Source organism: Janthinobacterium sp. SUN206 (genome assembly GCF_030587305.1).
In the GTDB taxonomy this organism is placed as follows: domain Bacteria; phylum Pseudomonadota; class Gammaproteobacteria; order Burkholderiales; family Burkholderiaceae_D; genus Janthinobacterium; species Janthinobacterium kumbetense.
The window spans coordinates 379,650-401,478 of the sequence record NZ_JAPWIB010000003.1 but is presented as its reverse complement, the minus strand read 5'-3'; the positions used below and the strand labels follow the sequence as shown (position 1 = coordinate 401,478).

Annotated in this window: 22 protein-coding genes; 5 read left to right on the top strand and 17 right to left on the bottom strand. The window is 65.5% G+C overall.

Annotation, left to right across the window (positions count from 1 at the left end; genetic code table 11):
• Positions 1-150: 150 nt before the first annotated feature.
• The 4 genes from dksA to O3300_RS18790 all read left to right on the top strand — a co-directional run bounded on the left by dksA (position 151) and on the right by O3300_RS18790 (position 3,049).
• Positions 151-603 (top strand): RNA polymerase-binding protein DksA, encoded by a 453-nt coding sequence (gene dksA, locus O3300_RS18805; RefSeq protein WP_034753066.1) that lies wholly within the window; start codon positions 151-153, stop codon positions 601-603.
• Between the two features lie 210 nt (positions 604-813).
• Entirely contained in the window at positions 814-1,350 is a 537-nt protein-coding gene (hslV, locus tag O3300_RS18800) for an ATP-dependent protease subunit HslV (protein ID WP_010394217.1), read from the top strand.
• A gap of 136 nt (positions 1,351-1,486) precedes the next feature.
• Complete coding sequence (gene hslU / locus O3300_RS18795; protein ID WP_285817091.1) at positions 1,487-2,839, top strand: ATP-dependent protease ATPase subunit HslU; 1,353 nt, start codon at positions 1,487-1,489, stop codon at positions 2,837-2,839.
• Positions 2,840-2,854: 15 nt separating this feature from the next.
• A complete protein-coding gene (locus O3300_RS18790; RefSeq protein ID WP_099665795.1) occupies positions 2,855-3,049 on the top strand; it encodes a hypothetical protein in 195 nt (64 codons plus the stop codon).
• Positions 3,050-3,117: 68 nt separating this feature from the next.
• Here O3300_RS18790 and O3300_RS18785 read toward each other — a convergent pair whose 3' ends face one another.
• Positions 3,118-3,732: an outer membrane protein gene (locus O3300_RS18785; protein WP_099665796.1), complete on the bottom strand. Its 615-nt coding sequence runs from the start codon at positions 3,730-3,732 to the stop codon at positions 3,118-3,120.
• Between the two features lie 167 nt (positions 3,733-3,899).
• On the opposite strand from O3300_RS18785, the gene O3300_RS18780 reads away from it, so the two are divergent.
• Complete coding sequence (locus tag O3300_RS18780; RefSeq protein ID WP_180278646.1) at positions 3,900-4,676, top strand: helix-turn-helix transcriptional regulator; 777 nt, start codon at positions 3,900-3,902, stop codon at positions 4,674-4,676.
• Here O3300_RS18780 and O3300_RS18775 read toward each other — a convergent pair.
• The 16 genes from O3300_RS18775 to O3300_RS18700 all read right to left on the bottom strand — a co-directional run bounded on the left by O3300_RS18775 (position 4,649) and on the right by O3300_RS18700 (position 21,793).
• Positions 4,649-6,904 (bottom strand): patatin-like phospholipase family protein, encoded by a 2,256-nt coding sequence (locus O3300_RS18775; protein ID WP_305053791.1) that lies wholly within the window; start codon positions 6,902-6,904, stop codon positions 4,649-4,651. The genes O3300_RS18780 and O3300_RS18775 overlap by 28 nt on opposite strands.
• A gap of 58 nt (positions 6,905-6,962) precedes the next feature.
• Complete coding sequence (locus tag O3300_RS18770; protein ID WP_305053790.1) at positions 6,963-7,520, bottom strand: type II secretion system protein N; 558 nt, start codon at positions 7,518-7,520, stop codon at positions 6,963-6,965.
• Between the two features lie 15 nt (positions 7,521-7,535).
• Positions 7,536-8,756 carry a type II secretion system inner membrane protein GspF gene (gspF, locus tag O3300_RS18765; protein WP_305053789.1) on the bottom strand — a complete coding sequence of 407 codons (1,221 nt, stop codon included), beginning with the start codon at positions 8,754-8,756 and terminating at the stop codon, positions 7,536-7,538.
• Between the two features lie 10 nt (positions 8,757-8,766).
• Positions 8,767-10,188: a type II secretion system ATPase GspE gene (gene gspE, locus O3300_RS18760; protein ID WP_077398708.1), complete on the bottom strand. Its 1,422-nt coding sequence runs from the start codon at positions 10,186-10,188 to the stop codon at positions 8,767-8,769.
• Between the two features lie 10 nt (positions 10,189-10,198).
• The gene (gene gspD / locus O3300_RS18755; RefSeq protein WP_305053788.1) at positions 10,199-12,442 is read right to left on the bottom strand and encodes a type II secretion system secretin GspD; all 2,244 of its coding nucleotides are present in this window, start codon (positions 12,440-12,442) and stop codon (positions 10,199-10,201) included.
• Positions 12,439-13,215: a type II secretion system protein N gene (locus tag O3300_RS18750; RefSeq protein WP_305053787.1), complete on the bottom strand. Its 777-nt coding sequence runs from the start codon at positions 13,213-13,215 to the stop codon at positions 12,439-12,441. Before O3300_RS18750 ends, gspD begins: the two co-directional genes overlap by 4 nt.
• Positions 13,212-13,745 carry a type II secretion system protein GspM gene (gene gspM / locus O3300_RS18745; protein WP_251349449.1) on the bottom strand — a complete coding sequence of 178 codons (534 nt, stop codon included), beginning with the start codon at positions 13,743-13,745 and terminating at the stop codon, positions 13,212-13,214. Before gspM ends, O3300_RS18750 begins: the two co-directional genes overlap by 4 nt.
• Complete coding sequence (gene gspL, locus O3300_RS18740) at positions 13,742-14,971, bottom strand: type II secretion system protein GspL (protein ID WP_305053786.1); 1,230 nt, start codon at positions 14,969-14,971, stop codon at positions 13,742-13,744. The genes gspM and gspL overlap by 4 nt, the downstream gene beginning before the upstream one ends.
• Positions 14,972-14,990: 19 nt before the next feature.
• Positions 14,991-15,962 carry a type II secretion system minor pseudopilin GspK gene (gene gspK / locus O3300_RS18735; protein WP_305053785.1) on the bottom strand — a complete coding sequence of 324 codons (972 nt, stop codon included), beginning with the start codon at positions 15,960-15,962 and terminating at the stop codon, positions 14,991-14,993.
• On the bottom strand, positions 15,959-16,582 hold the full coding sequence (locus O3300_RS18730) for a type II secretion system protein J (protein ID WP_099665805.1): 624 nt from the start codon (positions 16,580-16,582) through the stop codon (positions 15,959-15,961). The genes gspK and O3300_RS18730 overlap by 4 nt, the downstream gene beginning before the upstream one ends.
• On the bottom strand, positions 16,582-16,965 hold the full coding sequence (gspI, locus tag O3300_RS18725) for a type II secretion system minor pseudopilin GspI (protein WP_034783570.1): 384 nt from the start codon (positions 16,963-16,965) through the stop codon (positions 16,582-16,584). Before gspI ends, O3300_RS18730 begins: the two co-directional genes overlap by 1 nt.
• A complete protein-coding gene (locus O3300_RS18720) occupies positions 16,962-17,456 on the bottom strand; it encodes a GspH/FimT family pseudopilin (RefSeq protein WP_051959291.1) in 495 nt (164 codons plus the stop codon). The genes gspI and O3300_RS18720 overlap by 4 nt, the downstream gene beginning before the upstream one ends.
• Positions 17,457-17,468: 12 nt before the next feature.
• Positions 17,469-17,921, bottom strand: a complete 453-nt coding sequence (gene gspG, locus O3300_RS18715; protein ID WP_035823835.1) for a type II secretion system major pseudopilin GspG — start codon at positions 17,919-17,921, stop codon at positions 17,469-17,471.
• Between the two features lie 93 nt (positions 17,922-18,014).
• Positions 18,015-18,776 carry a molybdopterin-synthase adenylyltransferase MoeB gene (locus tag O3300_RS18710; RefSeq protein ID WP_305053784.1) on the bottom strand — a complete coding sequence of 254 codons (762 nt, stop codon included), beginning with the start codon at positions 18,774-18,776 and terminating at the stop codon, positions 18,015-18,017.
• Between the two features lie 8 nt (positions 18,777-18,784).
• Positions 18,785-20,278 (bottom strand): S41 family peptidase, encoded by a 1,494-nt coding sequence (locus O3300_RS18705; RefSeq protein WP_077398692.1) that lies wholly within the window; start codon positions 20,276-20,278, stop codon positions 18,785-18,787.
• Between the two features lie 51 nt (positions 20,279-20,329).
• Positions 20,330-21,793, bottom strand: a complete 1,464-nt coding sequence (locus O3300_RS18700; RefSeq protein ID WP_099665807.1) for a murein hydrolase activator EnvC — start codon at positions 21,791-21,793, stop codon at positions 20,330-20,332.
• Positions 21,794-21,829: the final 36 nt, after the last annotated feature.

The following is a 21,829-nucleotide window of genomic DNA, read 5'->3' as shown; positions in this document are numbered from 1 at the left end:
CCGGCCGGTAGTCCTGGCTTTCTCCGGCAAGCCAAGGTCGCACGCAGTACAGCGGGACAGCAATGCCAAGCGGAACCTGTACAGTTGCTCGGTATCGCCGCATCAACTGATCAATTTGAAAACTCTGTCGTATCGAAGGTAAGCGAAGTTATGACCAAAACTAATAAATCGACCCCGGCCGCCAACCAAGACATCCCTCTCATCAGCGAAGACCAAATTCGCGCCATGAGCGAAGATGACTACATGAATCCGGCACAACTGGCATTCTTCAAGGCGCGCCTGCAGCAGCTCGAAAAAGACTTGCTGAAAAACGCCGGCGAAACCACGGAACACTTGCGTGAAACCGTGCTCGTACCGGACCCTGCCGACCGCGCCACCATCGAGGAAGAGCATGCGTTGGAACTGCGCACGCGCGACCGCGAACGCAAATTGCTGAAGAAAGTGCAGCAATCGATCGCCAGCATCGACGCCGGCGACTATGGCTGGTGCGAAGAAACGGGCGAGCCTATCGGCATCCCGCGCCTGATCGCCCGTCCGACCGCCACCCTGTCGCTGGAAGCCCAGCAACGGCGCGAACTGAAGCAAAAGCTGTACGGCGACTGATCGCCCTCCCCTTGCGCGGCCGCCCCGGCGGCCCGCGATGGCGAATAAAAAAGCACACGACCTCCGGTTGCGTGCTTTTTTTTCGTCCCGCGCCGACTACACTGAAGCAAACACTGCCGCTTGCAATTGCCTTTTCCATCCCCACTTTTGAGCCATGGGCGCGCAATCGCATGGCCTTGCACGCATCGGCACGAATCTTTTGAGGTCACTATGGAACAATTTCACGGCACCACCATCCTCTGCGTCCGGCGCGGCAAGCAAGTCGCCCTGGGCGGCGACGGCCAGGTAACGCTGGGCAACATCGTCATGAAGGGCACGGCCCGCAAAGTGCGTAAGTTGTATCAGGGCAAGGTCCTGGTCGGCTTTGCCGGCGGCACCGCCGACGCGTTCACCTTGCTCGACCGCTTCGAAGGCAAGCTGGAAAAACACCAGGGCAACCTGCTGCGCGCCTCCGTCGAACTGGCCAAGGACTGGCGCACCGACCGCGTACTGCGCCGCCTGGAAGCGATGCTGCTGGTGGCCGACAGCGAGTCGACCCTCGTCATCACGGGCAATGGCGACGTGCTGGAACCGGAAGACGGCATCGGCGCCATCGGCTCGGGCGGCACCTACGCCCAGTCCGCCGCCAAGGCGCTGCAGGAAAACACGGATCTCTCGCCGGCCGAGGTGGTCAAGAAATCGCTGACCATCGCCGCGGAACTGTGCATTTACACGAATATGTCCCACATCATCGAGACCCTGGACTAAGAGTCCCCGAGAAAACGCCCATGGCTGCGTTGCATGGCCTGGGCGTACAAAAAGGTAGTGCCTGCGGCCAAGCGCCTTGCCCTGAACGTTTTTCGGGCACTCTACGCAAAAGAAAGATAGAAAGCCAACTATGATCATGAACATGACCCCGTCGGAAATCGTCACCGAACTCGACAAGCACGTGGTGGGCCAGGCCAAGGCCAAGCGCGCCGTCGCCATCGCCCTGCGCAACCGCTGGCGCCGCCAGCAGGTGGCCGAGCCCCTGCGCCATGAAATCACGCCCAAGAACATCCTCATGATCGGCCCCACGGGCGTCGGCAAGACGGAAATCGCGCGCCGCCTGGCCAAGCTGGCCGAGGCGCCGTTCATCAAGATCGAAGCGACCAAGTTCACGGAAGTGGGCTATGTGGGGCGCGACGTCGACACCATCATCCGCGACCTGATCGACATCGGCATCAAGCAGACGCGCGCGCTGGAAATGAAGAAGGTGCGCGCACGTGCCGAAGATGCGGCCGAAGACCGCGTGATCGACATCCTCGTGCCGCCGGCGCGCGACTTCGGCTTCACGCCGAATACGGCGGCGGCCGTGGACACGGGCAGCGGCGACAGCACGCGCCAGACCTTCCGCAAGCGCTTGCGCCAGGGCGAGCTCGATGACAAGGAAATCGAGATCGAGCTGGCCGAAGCGGGCCCGCAAATGGAAATCATGGCGCCGCCGGGCATGGAAGAAATGACGGAGCAGATCAAGTCCATGTTCTCGGGCGTGGGCGGACAGCGCAAGAAGGCGCGCAAGGTCAAGATCCGCGAAGCGTTGAAACTGCTGGTCGAGGAAGAAGCGGCGAAGCTGCTCAACGAAGATGAGCTGAAACAGAAAGCCATCCAGAACGTCGAGCAGAACGGCATCGTCTTCCTCGATGAAATCGACAAGATCGCCTCGCGCTCGGAGTCCGGCGGCGCCGACGTCTCGCGCGCGGGCGTGCAGCGCGACCTGCTGCCGCTGGTCGAGGGCACCACCGTCAACACCAAGTACGGCATGATCCGCACGGACCACATCCTGTTCATCGCCTCGGGCGCGTTCCACCTGTCGAAACCGTCGGACCTGATCCCGGAACTGCAGGGGCGCTTCCCCATCCGCGTGGAACTCGAATCGCTGTCGATCTCGGACTTCGAACGCATTCTCACCAGCACCGATGCCTGCCTGACGATGCAGTACGAAGCCTTGCTGGCGACGGAAAACCTGAAACTGCAGTTTGCGCCGGAAGGCATCACGCGCCTGGCGGAAATCGCCTACTCGGTAAACGAGCGCACGGAAAACATCGGTGCGCGCCGCCTGCACACGGTGATGGAAAAACTGCTGGAAGAAGTGTCGTTTACGGCCAGCGAAGGCAGCAGCAGCACGGAAAACCTGCTGGTGATCGATGCCGCGTATGTCAACGAACGCCTGGAAGCGCTGTCGGTCAACGAAGACCTGTCGCGCTACGTGCTGTAATCAGGGAGGGGACCGATGGCAAACAAGGCATTGGCGACGCGGCAGAAAATGCAGTTCCGCGTCGAACCCTCGCAAAAACCGCGCAACCCCGTCGCCACTGCAGCCCTGCAGCGCGCCGCCGGGGCGCATGTCAAGACCGTGTCAGGCCAGCGCCAGCAGGAAAAACGGCTGCTGGCGAAATTGCTGTTGAAAGTCGAAATAGACAAATAGGCCGCCCGCGGACGCCCTTTTCATAGGGCGTCCGCCATCAGGCCACTCTCTGCCGCAGCAGCATCCCCTTAGAAACGGTAGGACGCGCCCAGCGAAAACATGTCGACCTTGGTCGTCTGCTTGCTGCTGTACTTGACCGGCACGCGGTCCCAGTCCAGGTGCAGCGCCCAGTTCTTGTTCAGCGCATACGCCGCGCCGATACCGTAGGTCAGGCCGATCTTGTCCTTCTTGTCCGAACCGCCGCCCAGATAATCGACCTTGCCCTGCGTGTAAGCCGCGCCCAGGCGGCCGCTCAGGGTGAACGCGTCAAACTGGTAGCCGAGCACGCCCTGCATGCCGAGGCCCGTGAACTTGCCGCGGCCCGCGCGCCGGCCGGCGCCCGTGTCGAAGCCGGACTTCACTTCGCCGCCCATATACCCCACCAGCTCAATCGAAGGCAGGGCCACGCCGCCCTGAAACGGCAGCGCGTCGAAACTGTAACCCACGTAGGCCTTGCCGTTGCGCTTGCTGCTTTTGTCGCAATCGTTTTGTCCCGGCACGCAGTCGAGGCCGGTACTGGCGCGAAAGCCATAGCTGGCGCCCATGTAGATGGGGCCCGGCGCAGGATCGGCTGCCGATGCATGCAAGGGAGCGATGGCGGCCAGCGCCAGCAGCGCTGCGGGGAAACGTAATTTGAAGGACATGAATAACCTCTACAAGTGGATGAGTTGCCTGGTTGTAGCGCGCCGTGCGAGCCACAAGCGGGAGTGTCATCTCTTTTGCCGTAAAGTACTATCACCTTGTGCAAAGTGCCATTAAGGGCTACATTCGGTACCGTTACCCGCTACCAAACTTATCAAAAAGGATATCCGTGAGTTCACCCGAACTGGTTTTGCGCGTGCTGCGCACGCAACTGCGCGCCGCCGGCATCACCTATAAAGTGCTGGCCGAACGCATCGGCATGAGCGAATCGAGCGTCAAGCGCATGTTTGGCCAGCACGACATGTCGCTGTCGCGCCTGGCCCTGATCTGCAAGGCCTCGGGCATCGCCATGGAAGACGTGCTGCGCGGCGCGGCCGACATCACGCCGCATGCCGACACGCTCACCCTGGTGCAGGAAAAGTCGCTGGTGGCGCATCCGCGCCTGCTGCTGGTGGCGATCTGCTGCCTGGGCCACTGGAGCCTGGAGCAGGTGGTGGAAACGTATGCGCTGACGCAAGCCGAATGCATCGGCTGCCTGGCCGAGCTGGATCGCCTGGGCTTGATCGAGCTCAAGCCGCTGAACCGCTACAGCCTGCGCGTCTCGAACGCCTTCCACTGGCTGGCCGACGGCCCGGTGCAGCAGTACTTCCGCGAACACGTGGTGGCCGATTATTTCAGCGGGCATTTTGACGGCGCCGGCGAAACCCTGATGTGCATCCCGGCGCGCCTGTCGCTGTCGAGCGCGCAGGAGCTGGTGCAAAAGATCCGCCAGCTGGCCGAGGAACTGGCGCGCCTGCACCAGAACGACCGCCGCCTGGCGCCCGCCGAGCGCGACGGCTTTACCCTGCTGCTGGGCTTTCGCTCATGGGAATTTGCCGCCTTCACGGCCCTGCGCCGCAGTACGGCGTCCGCCGCGCCCTACCAGACCGGTCCCAGGAACAGGTAGAGCGTACTCTCGCCGCCCTTCGATGCGCCCGACGCCACGTACACGGGACCGAAGCGCGTATCGACGGAAATGAAGGCGCTGCTGGCCTGCGTGAATTTGGTGGATTTCCAGTGCTCGCTCTGATCGAAGCCGCCGCCCATTTCCAGCGAAAAGCCGGCCCGCACGGCGCCGCCCAGGGTGCTGGGCAGGGAGCCGATGCGGCGCGCCATCACGAAGCGCGCCAGGGCCACGCTGCGCCCCGTCACCGATTCGAACTGCGTGCCGGACAGGCGCAGGAAGCCGCCCAGGCTGAGTGGCGCCTCGCCCCGCTGCGCGCGCGCCCATTCGCCATACACATGGCCGGCCCAATTGCCGCGGCCAAAGGCCTTCAGGCCCGTGATGGCGGAACGCCCCAGGCCCGTCTCGCCCGAACCGGTGGTCGAGGCGCGCGTCCAGGTGGCGTCAAACAGCACGCCGCGCGTGGGGAAACCGGGCGAATCGAGCGTATCGACGCGGAACTGGACGAACTGGTTGGTGCCCAGCGCCCGCTCCTGCGGGTAGGCCGGGTCGGCCGGGATGCTGACACCGGCCTTGACTTCGCTGCGCGAGACGCCGAACTGCAGGTCGCCCCAGAAGCCGAACTGGCGTCCCAGCACCAGGCTGGCGCCCTGGCCGCTGTAAGCGACGCGCGCGCTGCGCCGTCCCTTGTCGAACAGGTCGACCGCCTGCGAGCTGTACTGGATCGACGGCGCGATATACCACGGGTTGCCGGCGCCCAGCGGCTGCCAGTACTGCACCCCGAAATTGCGCGTGGTGCCGATCTGCGCCATGCTGCGCAATTCACCGCCCCAGCTGTTCAGATTCGAGCGCACATGCAGCAGCTTCAGGGCAAAGGTATTGCTGTCCCTGAAATCGCTGCCCACTTCCAGGCCCACGCGCAGGCGGCTGCTGGCCCACGGCGCTTCGACGGCCTTGATGGTGACGGCGCGCTGGTCGCCGGAATCGACCACTTCCGTCTCCACGCGCGCCACGTCGCCACGGCCATACAGCTTGGCCGCCGCCTTGAGCACATCTTCCTGGCTGACGGACTGCCCTTCCACCAGGCCCGATTGCGCCTGCAGGATGCGCGGATTGATATCGCCCTCGCTCTCCACGGCCAGGCGCGTGAGCGGCAGGGCCACGTCCAGCAGGGCCGGCGCGGCCAGGCGCAGCTGCTCGCGCGCCGCATACTGTTCCGGCGGCAGGGCCAGCGGCGCCAGGTGGGCGGCCAGGGCCTGCGCCGCCTGCTCGCCGGCGCGCATGGCGCGCGCATAGTTTTCAAAGTCGAGGAAACTGACGCCCGTCAAATCCGGCGCCACCAGGATATCCTGCGGCTGCAGCTCCTTGAGCGAGCGCTGCACGTTCTGTTCCGTGAGGATTTGCAGCATCTGCTGCGCCACGCCGATGGCGCTGCCCAGCTCTTTTTCCGGCGCCAGCGGCGTGCCCACGTTGACGGCGATGATGATGTCGGCGCCCATGGCGCGCGCCATGTCGACGGGCAGGTTGCGCACCAGGCCCCCATCGACCACCAGCCGGTTATTCACGCGCACGGGGGCAAACACGCCCGGCACGGCCAGCGAGGCGCGCATCGACAGGAACAGGGGCGTATCGACCAGTTCCACCAGTTCGCCATTGACCAGGTCCGACGCCACCGAGCGGAAAGGCAGCGGCAGCTGGCTGGCGGGGCGGTCGCGCATGCCGGCCGGCAGCAGCCGGTTCAAGGCCATTTCCAGCGCCGCATTGCTGGCCGCCGACGGCGGCGTGGAAATGCCGTTGCGGCTGGTGCCAAACTCGATGCGCGACGGCAGCAACAAATCTTCCTCGCGGCGGCGGAACGCCAGTTCGTCGCGCGGCGGCCGGTCGGCCACCACGCGCGCCCAGTTGGTCTCGCGCGCCATCTTTTCCAGGTCCGCCACGGAGGCGCCGGCCGCATACGCGCCGCCCACCACGCCGCCCATGCTGGTGCCGACCACCATGTCGATCGGCACATGCAGCTCCTGCAGCACTTTCAAGACGCCGATATGCGCTAGGCCGCGCGCGCCGCCGCCCGACAGCACCAGGGCGATGCGCGGACGCGCCGCGACGGGTGCGGGAACGGCCGACGTGGCGGCGGAGGTAGTGGGGGCGGCGGGAACGTCGGCGGCGGCAGCCGGCGGCAAGGCGCACAGCACCGCCACGCAGCCCGCCAGGACGGCACGAATCGAGAACATGAAGACTCCTGTGGCGATGGCGGCATGGCGCCATCGGCAAAATACGATAAAAACAGCGTTAATTCGGCGGCGGCACGCTGCTCACTTGCGGCGCCGGCATCATGGTCGCCGGCCGCTGCTGCTCCATCGGCAGCGGCGGCGGCACCAGGTTCGTGGCCGGCACAGGGGCCGCGGCCGGCGTCGGAGTGGCGGACACCTGCCCCGGCAAGGCCAGCGCCTTGTCGTCGGCCACCAGGTCGATGCGCTTGCTCACGCCGCCGTCGCGCAGCAGCACGTGGCGCGCATGTACTTCCAGCACCGTCACGCCGGGCACCACTTCGGCGCCTTCCGGCAAGGCCACGGAGGGCTTGCCGTCGGTCGAGATGATGGCCACGCTGCCGCGGCCATTGCCGGCGGCCACCACGCCCTTGAGCTGGTAGTTGCTGGCCGTGGCCACGCTGACCTGGCCGCCGAACAGCGAGGCGCCCGCCTCCACGCTGGCATCCTGCACCACCGGATTGGGGGGCGGATTGATGGGGCGCTGCGGCGCCTTGAACAGCTGCATGGCCCAATAGGCCAGCGACACGGACAGCGCCACGACGGCGAGCAAACTTGTAACTTGAGGCAAACGCTTCATGGCTTCCTTGGATACTTATCTTACAAGCTGATTGATTTCGATAATCGGCATCAGCACGGCCAGCACGATCAGCAGCACCACCACGCCCATCGCCAGGATCAGGGCCGGTTCCAGCAGGCCGGCGATGGTGAGCGTGCGGCGTTCCAGGTCCTGCTCCTGCGCGCTGGCGGCGCGTTCCAGCATGGCCGGCAGCTCGCCCGTGATTTCGCCCGCGCGTATCATGTGGATCAGCATGGGCGGAAAATGCTTTTGCGCCGACAGCGCGCGCGCCAGGCTGACGCCCTCGCGCACGGCGCCGCTGGCGTCAGCCACCAGTTCCTGCATCGCCACGTTGGTGAGCGTGTCGCGGCTGGTGTCGAGCGCGCGCAGGATCGGCACGCCGGAACCCGTGGTAATGGCCAGGGTGCTGGCGAAACGCGCCGTGTTCAGGCTGCGCTCGAACTTGCCGTACAGGGGCGCCGTCAGCAGCCAGGTATGCCAGCGCCGCTTCAGAGCAGGCTGCTGCAGCGCGCGGCGCCAGGCGAACCAGGCGCCGACGAGGACAATCGCCACGACGATGCCGTAGTTGCGCACGAAGTCCGACAGCGCCAGCATGATCACCGTCAGCATGGGCAGCTTCTGCTTGGTATTGGCGAATACGGAGACGATCTGCGGCACCACATAGGTGAGCAGGAAAATCACGATGGAAAACGCCACCACCGTGACGATGGCCGGATACGTGAATGCCAGCTTGACCTTCTGCACCAGCGCATTGCGCCGCTCGATATAGTCGGCCAGGCGCGAGAGCACGCGCGACAAATGGCCGATCTGCTCGCCCGACGCCACCAGCGCCCGGTAAATTTCCGCGAAATCGCGCGGATGGCGCGCCAGCACGTCGGAAAACGCGGCGCCGCCGATCACTTCCGAGCGGATCGAGGCGATCAGGTCGCGCAAGTAAGGCCGCTCGGCCTGTTCCAGCAGCGCGGAAAACGCCTGCTCCAGCGGCAGGCCCGCTTCCAGCAAACTGGCCAGCTGGCGCGTAAACAGCGCCAGCTCGGTGCTCGACAGGCGCTCGCCGAAGCCGCGCCGTTTGGTCACGCCGGCGGCGTCGACCTGCGCGGCGATCGGTTCGACGGCCAGCGGCACCAGGCCTTGCACGCGCAACTCGGCGCGCGCGGAACGGGGACTGTCGGCATTGAGCACGCCCTTGCGGGTGGCGCCTTGCGCGTCGACGGCTTCATAGCGGAATGCGGGCATGGTGGCGGGCCTAGTCTTTGGTCACGCGCAGCAACTCGGCCTGCGTGGTGGTGCCGTCGCGCAGCCAGCGTTCGCCGTCGTCGCGCATGCTCGTCATGCCGTCCTGCAGGGCCACGGCGCGCACTTCCGCTTCCGAGGCACGGTTGTGGATCTGCGCGCGGATCTGCTCCGTCGTGCGCAGCAGCTCGTACACGCCCACGCGGCCCTGGTAGCCCGTCTGGCCGCAATGCTCGCAGCCGACCGCCTGCCAGTACTGGCCGTCGAAGGTCTTGCAGGAACCGCACAGCTTGCGCACCAGGCGCTGCGCCAGCACGCCCAGCAGCGACGAGGACAGCAGGAACGGCTCGATGCCCATGTCCAGCAGGCGCGTGACGGCCGCCGAAGCGTCGTTCGTGTGCAGCGTCGCCAGCACCAGGTGGCCCGTCAAGGATGCCTGCACGGCGATCTGCGCCGTTTCCAGGTCGCGGATCTCGCCGATCATGATCACATCTGGATCTTGCCGCAAAATCGCCCGCAGCGCCTTGGCAAATGTCATGTCGATGCGCGGATTGACCTGCGTCTGGCCGACGCCGGCCAGGTCGTACTCGATCGGGTCTTCCACCGTCAGGATGTTCGTGGTGGTGGCGTTGAGCATCGACAGCGCCGCGTACAGGGTCGTCGTCTTGCCCGAGCCGGTGGGGCCCGTGACGAGCACGATGCCGTGCGGCTGCGTGATCAGGCCGTCGAACTGCCCCAGCATGGGCGCGCTCATGCCCAGGTGCTGCAGGTCGAGGCGCCCCGCTTCCTTGTCCAGCAAACGCAGCACGGCCCGTTCGCCATGCCCGGTGGGCAGGGTCGAGACGCGCACGTCGACGGGCTTGCCGCCCACGCGCAGGGTGATGCGGCCGTCCTGCGGCAAGCGCTTTTCGGCGATGTCGAGCTGCGCCATGATCTTGATGCGCGAAATCAGCGAACCGTGGATGGCTTTCCTGGGACGCACGACGTCGCGCAGGCTGCCGTCGATGCGGAAGCGCACGACGGACGTCTGCTCGAACGGCTCGATGTGGATATCGGACGCGCCTTCGCGCAGCGCCTGCGTGAGCAAGGCGTTGATCATGCGGATGACGGGCGCGTCGTCGGACGATTCGAGCAAATCCTCGATGGCCGGCACGTCCTGCAGCAGTTTTGTCAAATCCAGGTCGGCGTCGAATTCATCGGCCATCTGCGACGCGTCGCCGCCACCGCCCGCGTAGGCGCCGGCAATGGCCGCATCGAGGTCGCCGCGCGGCAGCACCGTCAGCTGGATCTGGCCGAAACGGCGCGACACTTCGGCAATCGCCGCCGGCGCCGTCGATGCGGCCACCAGCACCTCGACGGGGGCGCCGTCGACGGCGCCAGGCCGGGCCAGCAAGCCGAAATCGCGCGCGTAGGCGTAGGGAAGCAGATTACTCATGACTGTCCCATCACTTCTGCGGCTGTTGCTGCGGTTGTTGCTGATATTGCTGCAACAGCGACTGCGGCGGCGTGGCCGCGTTGGCCGGCGCGCCTGGCGGCGGCGTCGGCGCCGGCGGCACGGGGCGCGTCACCATGCTGCCGCCCACCGGCTGGCCATCCTGCAGGGCCGGCAGCACGGGCGTGCCCAGGTCTTTCAGCATCAGATTGCCCGATGCCGGCACGGCGGCCGTCTCGGCCGAGCGCATGTAGTCGTAGCGGTCGGCCGCCAGGCTGCCGCTCTGTTCCTTGTTGCGCACGATGACGGGGCGCAGGAAGATCATCAGATTGGTTTTCTTGCGCTCGCGCGTCTGGTACTTGAACAGGTTGCCGATCAGGGGAATGTCGCCCAGGCCGCGCACTTTTTCCGCGTTGTCGCCCGTGCTGTCCTCGATCAGGCCGCCCAGGACGATGATCTGGCCATCGTCGGCCAGCACATTGTTTTCGATCACGCGGTTGTTGATGGTGATGCCGCTGACGGCCGTCGAGGTGGACTTGTCCACGCTCGACGTCTCGTGATAGATGCCCAGCTTGATCGTGCCGCCTTCGGAAATCTGCGGACGCACCTTCAGGGTCAGGCCCACCTCCTTGCGGTCGATGGTCTGGAACGGGTTCGTGTTGGTGCCGGCCGTGCTGGTGTACTGGCCCGTCAGGATAGGCACGTTCTGGCCCACCTTGATGGTCGCCAGCTCGTTGTCCAGGGTGATCAGGTTCGGCGTCGACAGGATGTTCGCGTTGCCGTCCGATTCCAGCGCATGCGCCACGGCGCCCAGGCCCAGCGCGCCGTTGATCTGCTTGAAGATGCCCAGCGTCAGGCCGCCCGTCGGCAGCACCTTGCCGCCGCCCAGCGCCAGCTTGGCGATATTGTTGTCGGTGCCGCCGGCGAACGACTGCAGCGCGCCCACGCGGTAGCTGCTGCTGCTGTCGCCGGAAAGCCCCAGCCACTGCACGCCGAACTCGGAGGCCTTGGCCGACGTCACTTCGACGATCAGCGCCTCGATGTAGACCTGGGCGCGGCGCACGTCGAGCTGGTCGATCACGGCGCGCAGGTTGCGGTAGACGGCCTCGTTGCACGTCAGGATCAGGGTATTGGTGGAAGCGTCGGCCTGGATGAAGCCTGCCGCGCCGCCCGAGGACAGCTGCTGCGGCCCGTTGCTCAGCGAAGCACCGCCCGTGGTGCCGCTTTGCGTATTGCCGCCCAGGCCAGTGGTGTTCATGCCGCCGCCCTGGTTGTTCTGGTTGTTCGTATTCAGGCTGTTGTTGCCCGGCTGCTGCGCCGAAGCGGCCGTGCCGTCCGACGTCACCACCGAACGCAGGGTCTGCGCCAGCTTGGTGGCGTCCGCATTTTTGAGGTACACCACGTGCACGTTGCCCAGCTGCGTGGTGGGCTGGTCCAGCTTGGAAATGAGCGACTTGGCCAGGTTGGCGCGCGCCGCCGACGGCGCGCGCAGCACCAGCGAATTGGTGCGCGGGTCGGCAAGCACGGATACCTTGCCCGCGTCGGCCCCTGCGGCGGCGCCCGCATTACCGCCTTCCATCAGTTTATTCACCATCGAGGCCAGGTCGGAAGCGATGGCATAGCGCACGGGGATCACATCCAGGTCCGTCGAGGCGGGCACGTCGAGCGCGGCGATGATCTTCGCCAGGCGCTTGAGGTTATCCGCGTAATCGGTGATCACCAGCGAGTTGTTGCCCGGGTTGGCATTGATCGTGTTGTTCGGCGAAATCAGGGGGCGCAGCACGGCCAGCAGGTTGGCCGACGATTCGTAGTTCAGGTAAAACACCTGGGTGGCGATCTGGTCGCCCTTCACCTGGCTGCTGCCATTGCCCACCTGGGTCGGCACGGATTGCAGCTTGGCGTCCGCTTCCGGCACCACTTTCGCGTAGCCGTCGCCGGAAACCACCGCATAGCCCTGCAGGCGCAGGGCCGAGGCCAGCAGCGCGAAGGCTTGCGTCTTGCTGATCGATTTTTCCGACACCAGCGTGATCGTGCCCTTGACGCGCGGGTCGATGACGAAATTGATGTTGGTGTAATGGCCCACGGCCTTGATCACGGATTCGATGTCGGCGCCGACGAAATTGAGCGCCGCTTCATCGCCGGGCGCGGCCCAGACGGGCGCCGGCATGCCGGCCACGGAACAGCACAGCAAGGCGGCGGCCGACAGGCGACGCAGCGAAAAGGAGAAGGTATGGGGGCTCACGGATGGTTTTTTCATTGTCTGAACTCTAAGGCGATGATGTTTTTTTCGCTATTGCTACGGCGCTGTCCCAGCAAATTCAACAAACTCGCCAAGGTCTCTTCATATCCTGCTGCGGCCTGGGCCTGGCCGGAAAACTGCATGCGCCCCTGTTGCAGGCTGCCGCTGCCGTCGAGCAGCAGCGGTCCTTTGATGGAGCGCAAGGTCAACGTCGCCTGCTGCCCCTGCCAATCGAAATCGAGCTCGTAACTGCCCAGCGGACGCAAGGACGACAGGCGCGAAGCCATGTCCGTCATCTGCAGGGTCGTGCGGCCGACGGCGGAAAACTGCTGTTTTTCCAGCGCCAGCTGCAAGGTGCTCCACGACAGGCGCATACTGCCCGTCGGCGCCACGGTATTCAAGGGCGCGCCCAGGCCGCCCAGGCCGTCGGCCGGCAGCAGCAAGGCCGCCGGGCTGACTTGCCAGTGCGACCACGAGCCGCGCAAATTGACGGCCTGCGACAGCGCCTGCGCATTCTGCAATTCCACGTCCACCGATCCCCACAGCACGGACGGCGAAATGCGCCAGCTGAAGCGCCCCGGCAGCAGCGGCGTCACGGCGCCATTCGCGCTGGCCGCCCCGCCGATAAAGGCCGAGCCGCGCCACAGGGTACCTTGCGCGTCGCCCAAGGTCAAACGTCCGCCCGTCTGCTTTTCCACGAGACTGGCGACCCAGCCGGCCGGGAAAAACACCAGCAGGGTGACGCAGACGCTGACGATGATGGCCAGCAGCCAGCCTAGCAGGCGCATCATCGCGCCGCGCCCGGGCTCTGGTGCAGGGTCAGGCTGGCATCGACCAGTCCCGCCTTGCCCTGCGCCGTGATCTTCGCTTCCTGCACCGCCACGCGGCCTTCGCGGCGCAAGCCGTCCAGCCACAGCATGACGCTGGCGAACGGCACGCCGTTCAATTGCACGCGCGCGTACTCTCCCGTCAGCGACAGCGATTGCGGCGCCAGGCCGCGCGCCTTCAGGGACGCGTCGAGGCTGTCACGGCTCATGCTTGCCACCTGCACGGGCGCCTGGCGCGCCAGCTCGCCCGCTTCGCGCGCCAGCGCCTGCAGCTGGGCCGCGTTCTGGCGCAGCTCGGGCAAGCTCTTCTGCAAGGCGATGCGGCCCGTCCAGGCCGGCTCGAAGAATACGGCGTAGACGAGGGCCAGCCCCGCCACCACGCCGCCGATGCTCAAGAGCTTGCGCTCCTGCGGCGTGCGCTCGGCCCAGAAGGCCTGCACGGCCTGCTGCTGCCCCGCCCAGGCGGCGCGCGCCTTGTTGACTGCTGCACTCATGTTTTTGCTCCCGTGGCCGGCGTGATCTTCCACACGCCCGGCGCCGTTTCATTCAAGGCCAGCTTGCGCGCGGCCAGGCCGTCGCGCACCTGCGCCTGGGCGCTGGCGTCGACCATGTCCGGTTTCAGCTTGACGATCAGGCTGCGCTCGCGGTATTCCAGCGAGGCCACCACGCCGCGCCCGGCCAGGCCGCCCAGCGCCTCGCCCAGCGCCGCGCTCATGCTGGTGAAGTCATCCATGCTCGCTTGGCCGCCCTGCAGGCGGGCGGCGGCGATATTGCGCCGCATCTGCTCCGCTTCCAGGCCATACACGGGCGTTTCGTTCGGATACGCGGCCTTGAAGGTTTGCTGCATCGAGGTGCGCACGGTGGCGGCCTCGCGCTTCAAGCGCATCCATTCGATATTCATGCCGGCCAGGTTGACGATCACGGCCAGCAGCGCCAGGCGCAGCGGCCAGCGCCAGCGGCGCCATTCGGTGGCCGAACCCGTCGCCGTGCCCATGGCTGCGGCCAGGTCCAGTCCCGCGCCTTTGGCGCCGGCAATCCAGTGCGCCCAGTGGTCCGGTTCCACCGTCACGCCGTCCATGCCGGCGGCCAGTTGTTGATATTGCGCAAGCTCGGCCTGCGCCACGTAGACCGTCAGGGGCACATCGCCGGCAAACGCGCGCGTCGTCAGCAAGGCCTGTTGCGGCTGGGCCGGCAACACCAGGCCCAGGCCCTCTTGCGGCGCCTGGCGCAAGGCCAGTTCCAGGCCATCGCCGCTGGCTTGCAGGGCAGCCGTCACGCTGCCCGGCTGCAAAGGCAGGCACAGCTGCGACGGCAGCAGCGCCACCTTGCGCGCGCCCTGCGCCAGCAAGGCTTTCACGAGTACCTCGGCCCAGGCGCGCTGCGCCACGGCCACCGTGCGCATGCCGGCGGCATCGGGCGCGCCGGCGGCCAGCAGGCAATCCTGGGTGTCGCCGAGGATGTGTTCCTCCACCAGGCCCGGCAAGGCCGCGCGCAAGCGGGCGCCGGCCAGCGGCGGCGTTTTCAGGCGCAGCAGGGTCACGTCGGCCGCCGCCAGCAGCAGCACCACCTGCTTCGCGCCGGCGATCAGCTGGCCCAGGCTGCCCAGCGGCGCGCTGCCCTGCTGCAACAGGGCGCCGCCGTCGCCGGCCAGCACGAAGGAGCAGGCCGGCGCGCTGTCGGTGGAGGCCTTGGCCGGGTGACGGATATACAATATTGTCAAAGTGACTCGCTTTCAGCTGTTAATTTTCCCGCAACCAGACCAGGCTGGTGGTGCGCTGCGGATCCGTTTTTCGATTGATGAGCGCCACGGCATCGAGCGCGGCACGGTCCAGCCGCACGCGGATGACGGTAAGGAAATAGCGGCTCTTCACATCGAGTTCCACGCCTTCAATCAGTTCAGCATTAATATTATTCTGGAAATTTAACTTATCGACAAACTTTTTGCGCGGATTGCTCAAAGTCAGGGCACTGGCCTCGGACAGCGACATCATCGTCACGGCCGCCAGCACCTCGGCCGGGGCCGTGTTCACGTTGACCCCCGTGATTTCGGGCAAGATGATGACGACATCGCGCAGCTGCTCGATCATCTGCGGCGTATAGCCAGGCACGGCCAGCAAATCCTCGACCTGCGTGAACGCCACCGGCTCGCTGCCGCCGCCCGTGGCGGGCGTGGCAGCGGGCGTCTTGCCGTCGGTGCCGCTGGCGGTGCGCGGCTTCGGCCGCGCACGCAGCACGGCATCGGCCGTCGCTTGCGCCAGGCCGCTGTCGAGCTTCATGTTGGACAATAAACGCTGGTAGGCCAGCACCTGCTTCGGATTGATGCTGCCCGTGGCGTCGACCAGGTTGGTGATATTGAAGCGCGCCTGCGCATCGAGCGCGCGGCCCGAGACGGTGGCGTCGAATTTTTCCGTGTCGACCTTTTCGCGGTCCACGTAATCGTCGAGCCGCGCTTCCTCGATGGGAGTGGCCCACACGCCGTCGGCCGCCGTCAGCATGGGATTGTCCTGGCGCAACCAGAAGCGGGCGAAGTCGACCATGCCGCGCATGGCCCACTGCGTCTGCAGGCGCAAGCGCTGGTTTTCCATCGAGCGCACCTGCACCTGCTGCTGCCAGAACAGGCTGGCGACGACGGTGATGGCCAGCGCCGTCAGCAGCAAGGCCGTGATGACGGCCACGCCGCGCTGGCGCGAGGGGAACTTGAAGCGCGTCATCCCGGCCCCAATAAAAAGACTTTGGACAGGCCCGCGTCCTGGCCCGGCATTTGCAAGGTCACTTCCAGGCCCGGCACCTGGGTGGAGATGGTGGCGCCCGCCGTCAGCACGTTCCAGGCGCCATTGCTCCAGCCGCGCATGACCATGCTGTCAACGCCCTGCATCAGGGCCACGTCGGCGCTGGAGGTATCGGTATCGTCGCGCGCCGCCTGCCACAGGGTGTCGAGCACGGCCAGGTCGCGCGTGCCGTTCGACTCGCGCCGCGTCAGCACGCCGCCGCGCAGCCGGTAAGTGACCACTTGCAACTGTTGCGGCTCCTGCTCCGAGGCGGCCAGGCGCACCAGGGTCAGGCGGTCATTTTCCGCCGACAGGTTGATGCGGCCGTTCAGCAGGCTGTTGTTCAGCCCGGCGCCGGCCAGGTGGTCGCAATCGCTCTGCATCTGGGCAAACGCCAGCTGCATGCCGCGCGCCTGCTCCAGCTGGCTGGTCAGCACTTCGCGCGAGCGCATGATGCTGTCCAGGCCGCGCCAGCCCAGCACGGCGACCATGGCCAGGATGCCGATGGCCACGAGCAGCTCGATCAGGGTGAAACCCGCGGCAGGGACAGGGCGGCGCAGCATCAGTCGTTAAAGGAAAGCAAGACCAGGCGCACGATGCGCCGGGCCGGGTACTGTGCGTCATACACGTTGACGCGCACTTGGCGGATGCGGGGATTCGGCGTGGCCACCACTTCCTCCTCGCAAATGAGTTTTAAATCGCCCTGCGGGCAGTCGACCGTGCGCTTGCCCGTCTGCGGGAACGTCTTTGCCAGGCGCAGCCGCACCAAATGGTTTTCCGCCGACCAGGTGGCCATCATGGCGCTGCGCAAGCCGTCGCTGTTCTGCGTCAGGCTGCCGACGGCGCGCAAGGACGCGCCCAGGGCCGTGCCGACGATGACGAGGGCGACGAGGACTTCCAGCAAAGTGAAGCCGCGCTGGCGGCCATGACGTGGGAGCCGCATCATTGCTCGACCGTGAAGTGGCCGATGCCGTCGGCGCGGATGGCCACGCTGCGCTCGCCGCTGGCCAGGGTCAGGACAAAAGGCTTGTCGACCGGTTCGCGGCCGAAGATGATGCGCAGCGGCTGGGCCACGCTGTTCGAGGGCTGCACGCTGAGCAGCATGGGCGTGTTGGCAAACGCGCGCTCGCGCAGCAAATCGTCCTGCGTCACGGGTTGCCACAGCTTTTCATTGAGGACCAGGAAACGGTATTGATTTTCGTCAGCCTCGAACGCCACCTGCCGGCTGCGCACGATGGCTTCATCGCGCGCCAGCTGCAGCAGCAGGGCGATGCGTTCGGCTTCCTTTTGCAAGGCTTGCTGGCCATTCGGCATGGCGTTCAGCGACACCAGGCCCAGGGTCACGCCGATGATGACCATCACCACCAGCAATTCGATCAGCGTGAAGCCGCTGGCGCGTGGCCGGGGCGGTGCGCGACCGGTGGTCATGGCTGGCATGCAATGGAAAACTTACAGTTCCCAGGAACCGATATCGGCATCGTCGCCGCTACCGCCAGGCTGGCCGTCGGCGCCCAGCGAAATGATGTCGACTTCGCCTTTCACGCCCGGCGACAGGAACTGGTACGGGTTGCCCCATGGGTCCTTCGGCATTTTTTCCAGGTAACCGCCTGCCTTCCAGCCATTCGCGGCCGGTCCCGTGGTCGGTTTCTCGATCAGCGCCTGCAAGCCCTGTTCCGTCGTCGGGTAGCGCTGGTTATCCAGGCGATACAGTTTCAAGGCTTGCATCACGGTAGCGATATCGACTTTCGCCGCCGCCACTTTCGACTCGCCCGTGCGGGCGATCAGCTTGGGCACCACCAGCGACGCGAGGATACCCATGATCACCACCACGACCATGATTTCGATCAAAGTGAAGCCGCGCGCGCGGCGCTGGCGTATCGGATGGTTTGCTGCGTTTTGCATAAGAAAGAGAGAAGAAGGTGAGTAATGAGTGCAGAGTATAAAGCGGAAATATGACAAAGCCTGTCATATAGGGAAAAATTTGTGCGGGGGCTGTCAGGCCGGCAAGACCACTTCGCCGCAAACGGCGCAGCCGGGGTCGCGCGCGACGCGCATGCTGCTCCATTCCATGTGCAAGCCGTCGAGCAGCAGCAGCCGTCCGGCCAAGGACTCTCCCACGCGCATAATCAGCTTCAAGGCCTCGGCCGCCTGCATGGCGCCCACCACGCCCACCAGCGGCGCGAACACGCCCATGGTCGAGCACGCCTCGTCCATGAACTGCTGTTCCTGCGGAAACAGGCAGGAATAGCACGGTTGCGTGCCCGTGCGCGGGTCGAACACGCTCACTTGCCCGTCGAAACGGATCACGGCGCCCGACACCAGCGGCACCCTGGCCGCTACGCAGGCGCGGTTGACGGCGTGGCGCGTGGCGAAGTTGTCGGTGCAGTCGAGCACCACCGTGGCGGAGCAGACCAGTTCGGCCAGACGCGCGCCGTCGAGACGCTCCTGCAAGGCGACGATATCGATCTCGGGATTGATCCCGGTCAAGGTTTCGCGCGCCGACAGCACTTTCGGCTGGCCCACGCGCTGCGTGGTGTGGGCGATCTGGCGCTGCAGATTGGTCAGGTCGACCGTGTCGTCATCGACCAGGGTCAGCTTGCCGACGCCGCTGGCGGCCAAATACATGGCCGCGGGCGAGCCGAGTCCGCCCGCGCCGATCACCAGCACATGCGCGTCGAGCAAGGCTTGCTGGCCTTCGATGCCGATCTGGTCCAGCAGGATGTGGCGCGAATAGCGCAGCAGCTGATTGTCGTTCATGGCGGCGACTACGGTTTTTGCACAGGAATCTTCTTGTCGTCCGCCTTGATGTCGGAAGCGATTTCCGGCTTGGCGCCGATCTTCTCCACCTTCGCATCGGCCTTGGCCAGCTGCACCGGCAAGCCCTGGAAGTGGTTCAAGGCTTGCTGCAGCTGGAAATCGTCCTTGGCGCCGTATTCGAGGGGCTTGCGCTTTTTCGCCGTGGCGATCAGGCGCTGCTCTTCTTCCAGCTGATCCTGCATGCCTTCCATCGTCGGCTTGGCCGCTTCCGGCTTGCCATCGTTGCTGCTCAAGTGTTTTTCCAGGTCCGCCTCGCGGATGCGCAGGCTGTTCCAGCCATCGCCTTCGGCCGTTTCATCGACCAGCAAGTCGGGCACGATGCCGCGCGCCTGGATGGCCCGGCCTTTCGGCGTGTAGTAGCGGGCCGTCGTCAGCTTGACGGCCGTGTCGGCCGTGATCTGGCGCAAGGTTTGCACGGAACCCTTGCCGAACGTCTGCGTGCCGATGACGGTGGCGCGCTGGTAATCCTGCAGGGCGCCGGCGACGATTTCCGAGGCGGACGCGGAACCGGCGTTGACCAGCACCACCAGCGGCACGGTTTTCAGGGCGGCCGGCAACTTGGCCAGCGGGTCGGCCCTGGCGCCCGGTGCGGCATAGAATTCGCGGCGGCCATAAAACACCTGTTTCGACTCGGGCAACTGGCCCTTGGTGGAAACGATCACGGAATTGCCCGGAAGAAACGCTGTCGCCACGCCGATGGCGCCTGGCACGACGCCACCAGGATCGTTGCGCAAGTCCAGCACCAGGCCCTTGAGCTTGGGGTCTTGCGCATACAGCGCGTTGATCTTTTTGACCATGTCATCGACGGTCGGTTCCTGGAACTGGGCGATGCGCAGCCAGGCATAGCCGGGCGCGACCATCTTGGCCTTCACGCTTTGCACGCGGATTTCCTCGCGCACGATGGGGAAGACCAGCGGCTTGCTTTCGCCCTTGCGCGACATCGTCAGCACCAGCTTGGTGCCCGGCTGGCCGCGCATCTTCTTGATGACCTCTTCCAGCTGCAAGCCTTTCAGCGGGATATTGTCGAGGCGGGTGATCAGGTCGCCCGCCAGGATGCCGGCCTTGGCGGCAGGGCTGTCCTCGATGGGCGAGACGACTTTCACGTAGCCGTCTTCCATGCTCACTTCGATGCCGATGCCGACAAACTTGCCCTGCACGCTTTCGCGCATTTCCTTGAAGGCATTTTTATCGAGATAGACAGAATGCGGGTCCAGGGACGAGACCATGCCGGAAATGGCTTCCGTCAAGAGTTTCTTGTCTTCCACCTTCTCGACGTAATCGGACTTGATCAAGCCGAAGACGTCGGACAGCTGGCGCAGCTCGTCGAGCGGCAGCGGGGCATTCGTGATTTTTTGCGCCACGGCCGGGAACTGCAGCGACATGCCGATGCCGGCCAGGACGCCCAGACCGATCAGGCCGATACTTTTGACTTTGATACCCATGTATTCTTCGCAATCTACAAATTCGCTGCCGCAGCAATGGTGGGAACTGAATTAAAACTTCACCCAGGTGGCGGGGTCGAAGGCGCGGCCCTGATGACGCAATTCAAAGTATAGCCCCGATTCCTCGTTGCCGCCGCTGTTGCCCGCGCTGGCAATGGCGTCGCCGCCCTTGACGGCATCGCCCACGCGTTTCAGCAGCGACTGGTTATTGCCATAAATACTCATGTACTGGCCGCCGTGGTCGACGATGATCAGATTGCCGAAACCGCGCAGCCAGTCGGAAAACACGACACGGCCGCCGGCGATGGCGTGGATCTCGCTGCCTTCGCCCGTGCGGATGAACACGCCCTTCCAACTGGGGCCGTCACCGCGCTTGCTGCCGAAGCGGGCGGCGATCTTGCCCGCCACGGGGGCGCGCAGCTGCCCTTTCATGCTGGCAAAGGCGCCGGCCGGCGCGGCCGGGCCCAGGCTCGGGCGGTCCGGCTCCGGTTCCGGCTTGGGTTCCGGTTTCGGCGTCACCTTGGCCACTTGCGGCGGCTCGTCGTCGTCGATCGGTTCCAGTTTCACGGGCGGCGGTGGTGGCGTCTGCGGCTTGATCTTGCCCGATTTGTTTTGTTGTTCTTTCGCAAGACGTTCGCGTTCGGCCTGCGCCTGGGCAGCCTTGGCGCGCGCGGCCAGCAGGCGTTCGCGTTTTTCCGCCGCGATCTTGGCGTCGGCGGCCGCTTTGGCGGCGGCGCGTTGCTCGGCCAGCAATTGCTGGCGTTTCTTTTCGGCCGCGGCGGCGGCGGCTTGCTCTTCGATCAGTTTTGCCAGCTTGTCGACCAGGTTGCCCATGCGCTGTTCGTCGCGCTCGACATTGCCCACTTCCTTGCGCTGCGCCACCAGGCGCTGCGACAAGCTCGTCAGCAAGGCGGCGCGGCGCGCCTTCTCCTGCACCAGCAAGGCCTTCTGGTCGCGCTCTTCCTGCGCGATTTCTTCCAGCTCATCCTTGGCGTTCTGCACCTCCGCCTGGTTTTTCTCCACGGCCAGCAAGTTGGCGCGCAAGGCTTCCAGCAGGCGCGCCTGCGCCTGCGACACATACGCCATCAGTTGCAAGTCGCGGTTGATGCGGTTTGGGTTATCGCCCGACAAGAGCAGCTTGATGCGGTCTTCGTTGCCGGCGACATATTGTTCACGCAGCAACTTTGACAGCTGCGTCTTCTGTTTCTCGACGGTGGCCGTCAATTGCTGGTGCTCTTGCCCCAGCGCATTGAGTTTCACGCCCGTCTCGCTTTGTTCCTGCGCCAGGTCGCGCAGGGCGCGGTTGGCGTTGGAAATGGCCTCTTCCGACTCGGCCAGGGTATCGGCCGCGTCATCCTTGGCGCTTTCCGTGCGGCTGATGTCCCGCTTGAGCGCCGTCAGCTTTTGTTGCAATCCAGCACGTTGTGCTTCCGCGGCCGCCTTCTGCTTGCTGCGTTCGGTGGGCTTGGCGCCCTGCGCGGCACCGCTGGAAAGCAGCAGCGCCAGGCACAGCATGGCGCCGGCGCGCCACGCCGGCAGGGGTCGTTCAGC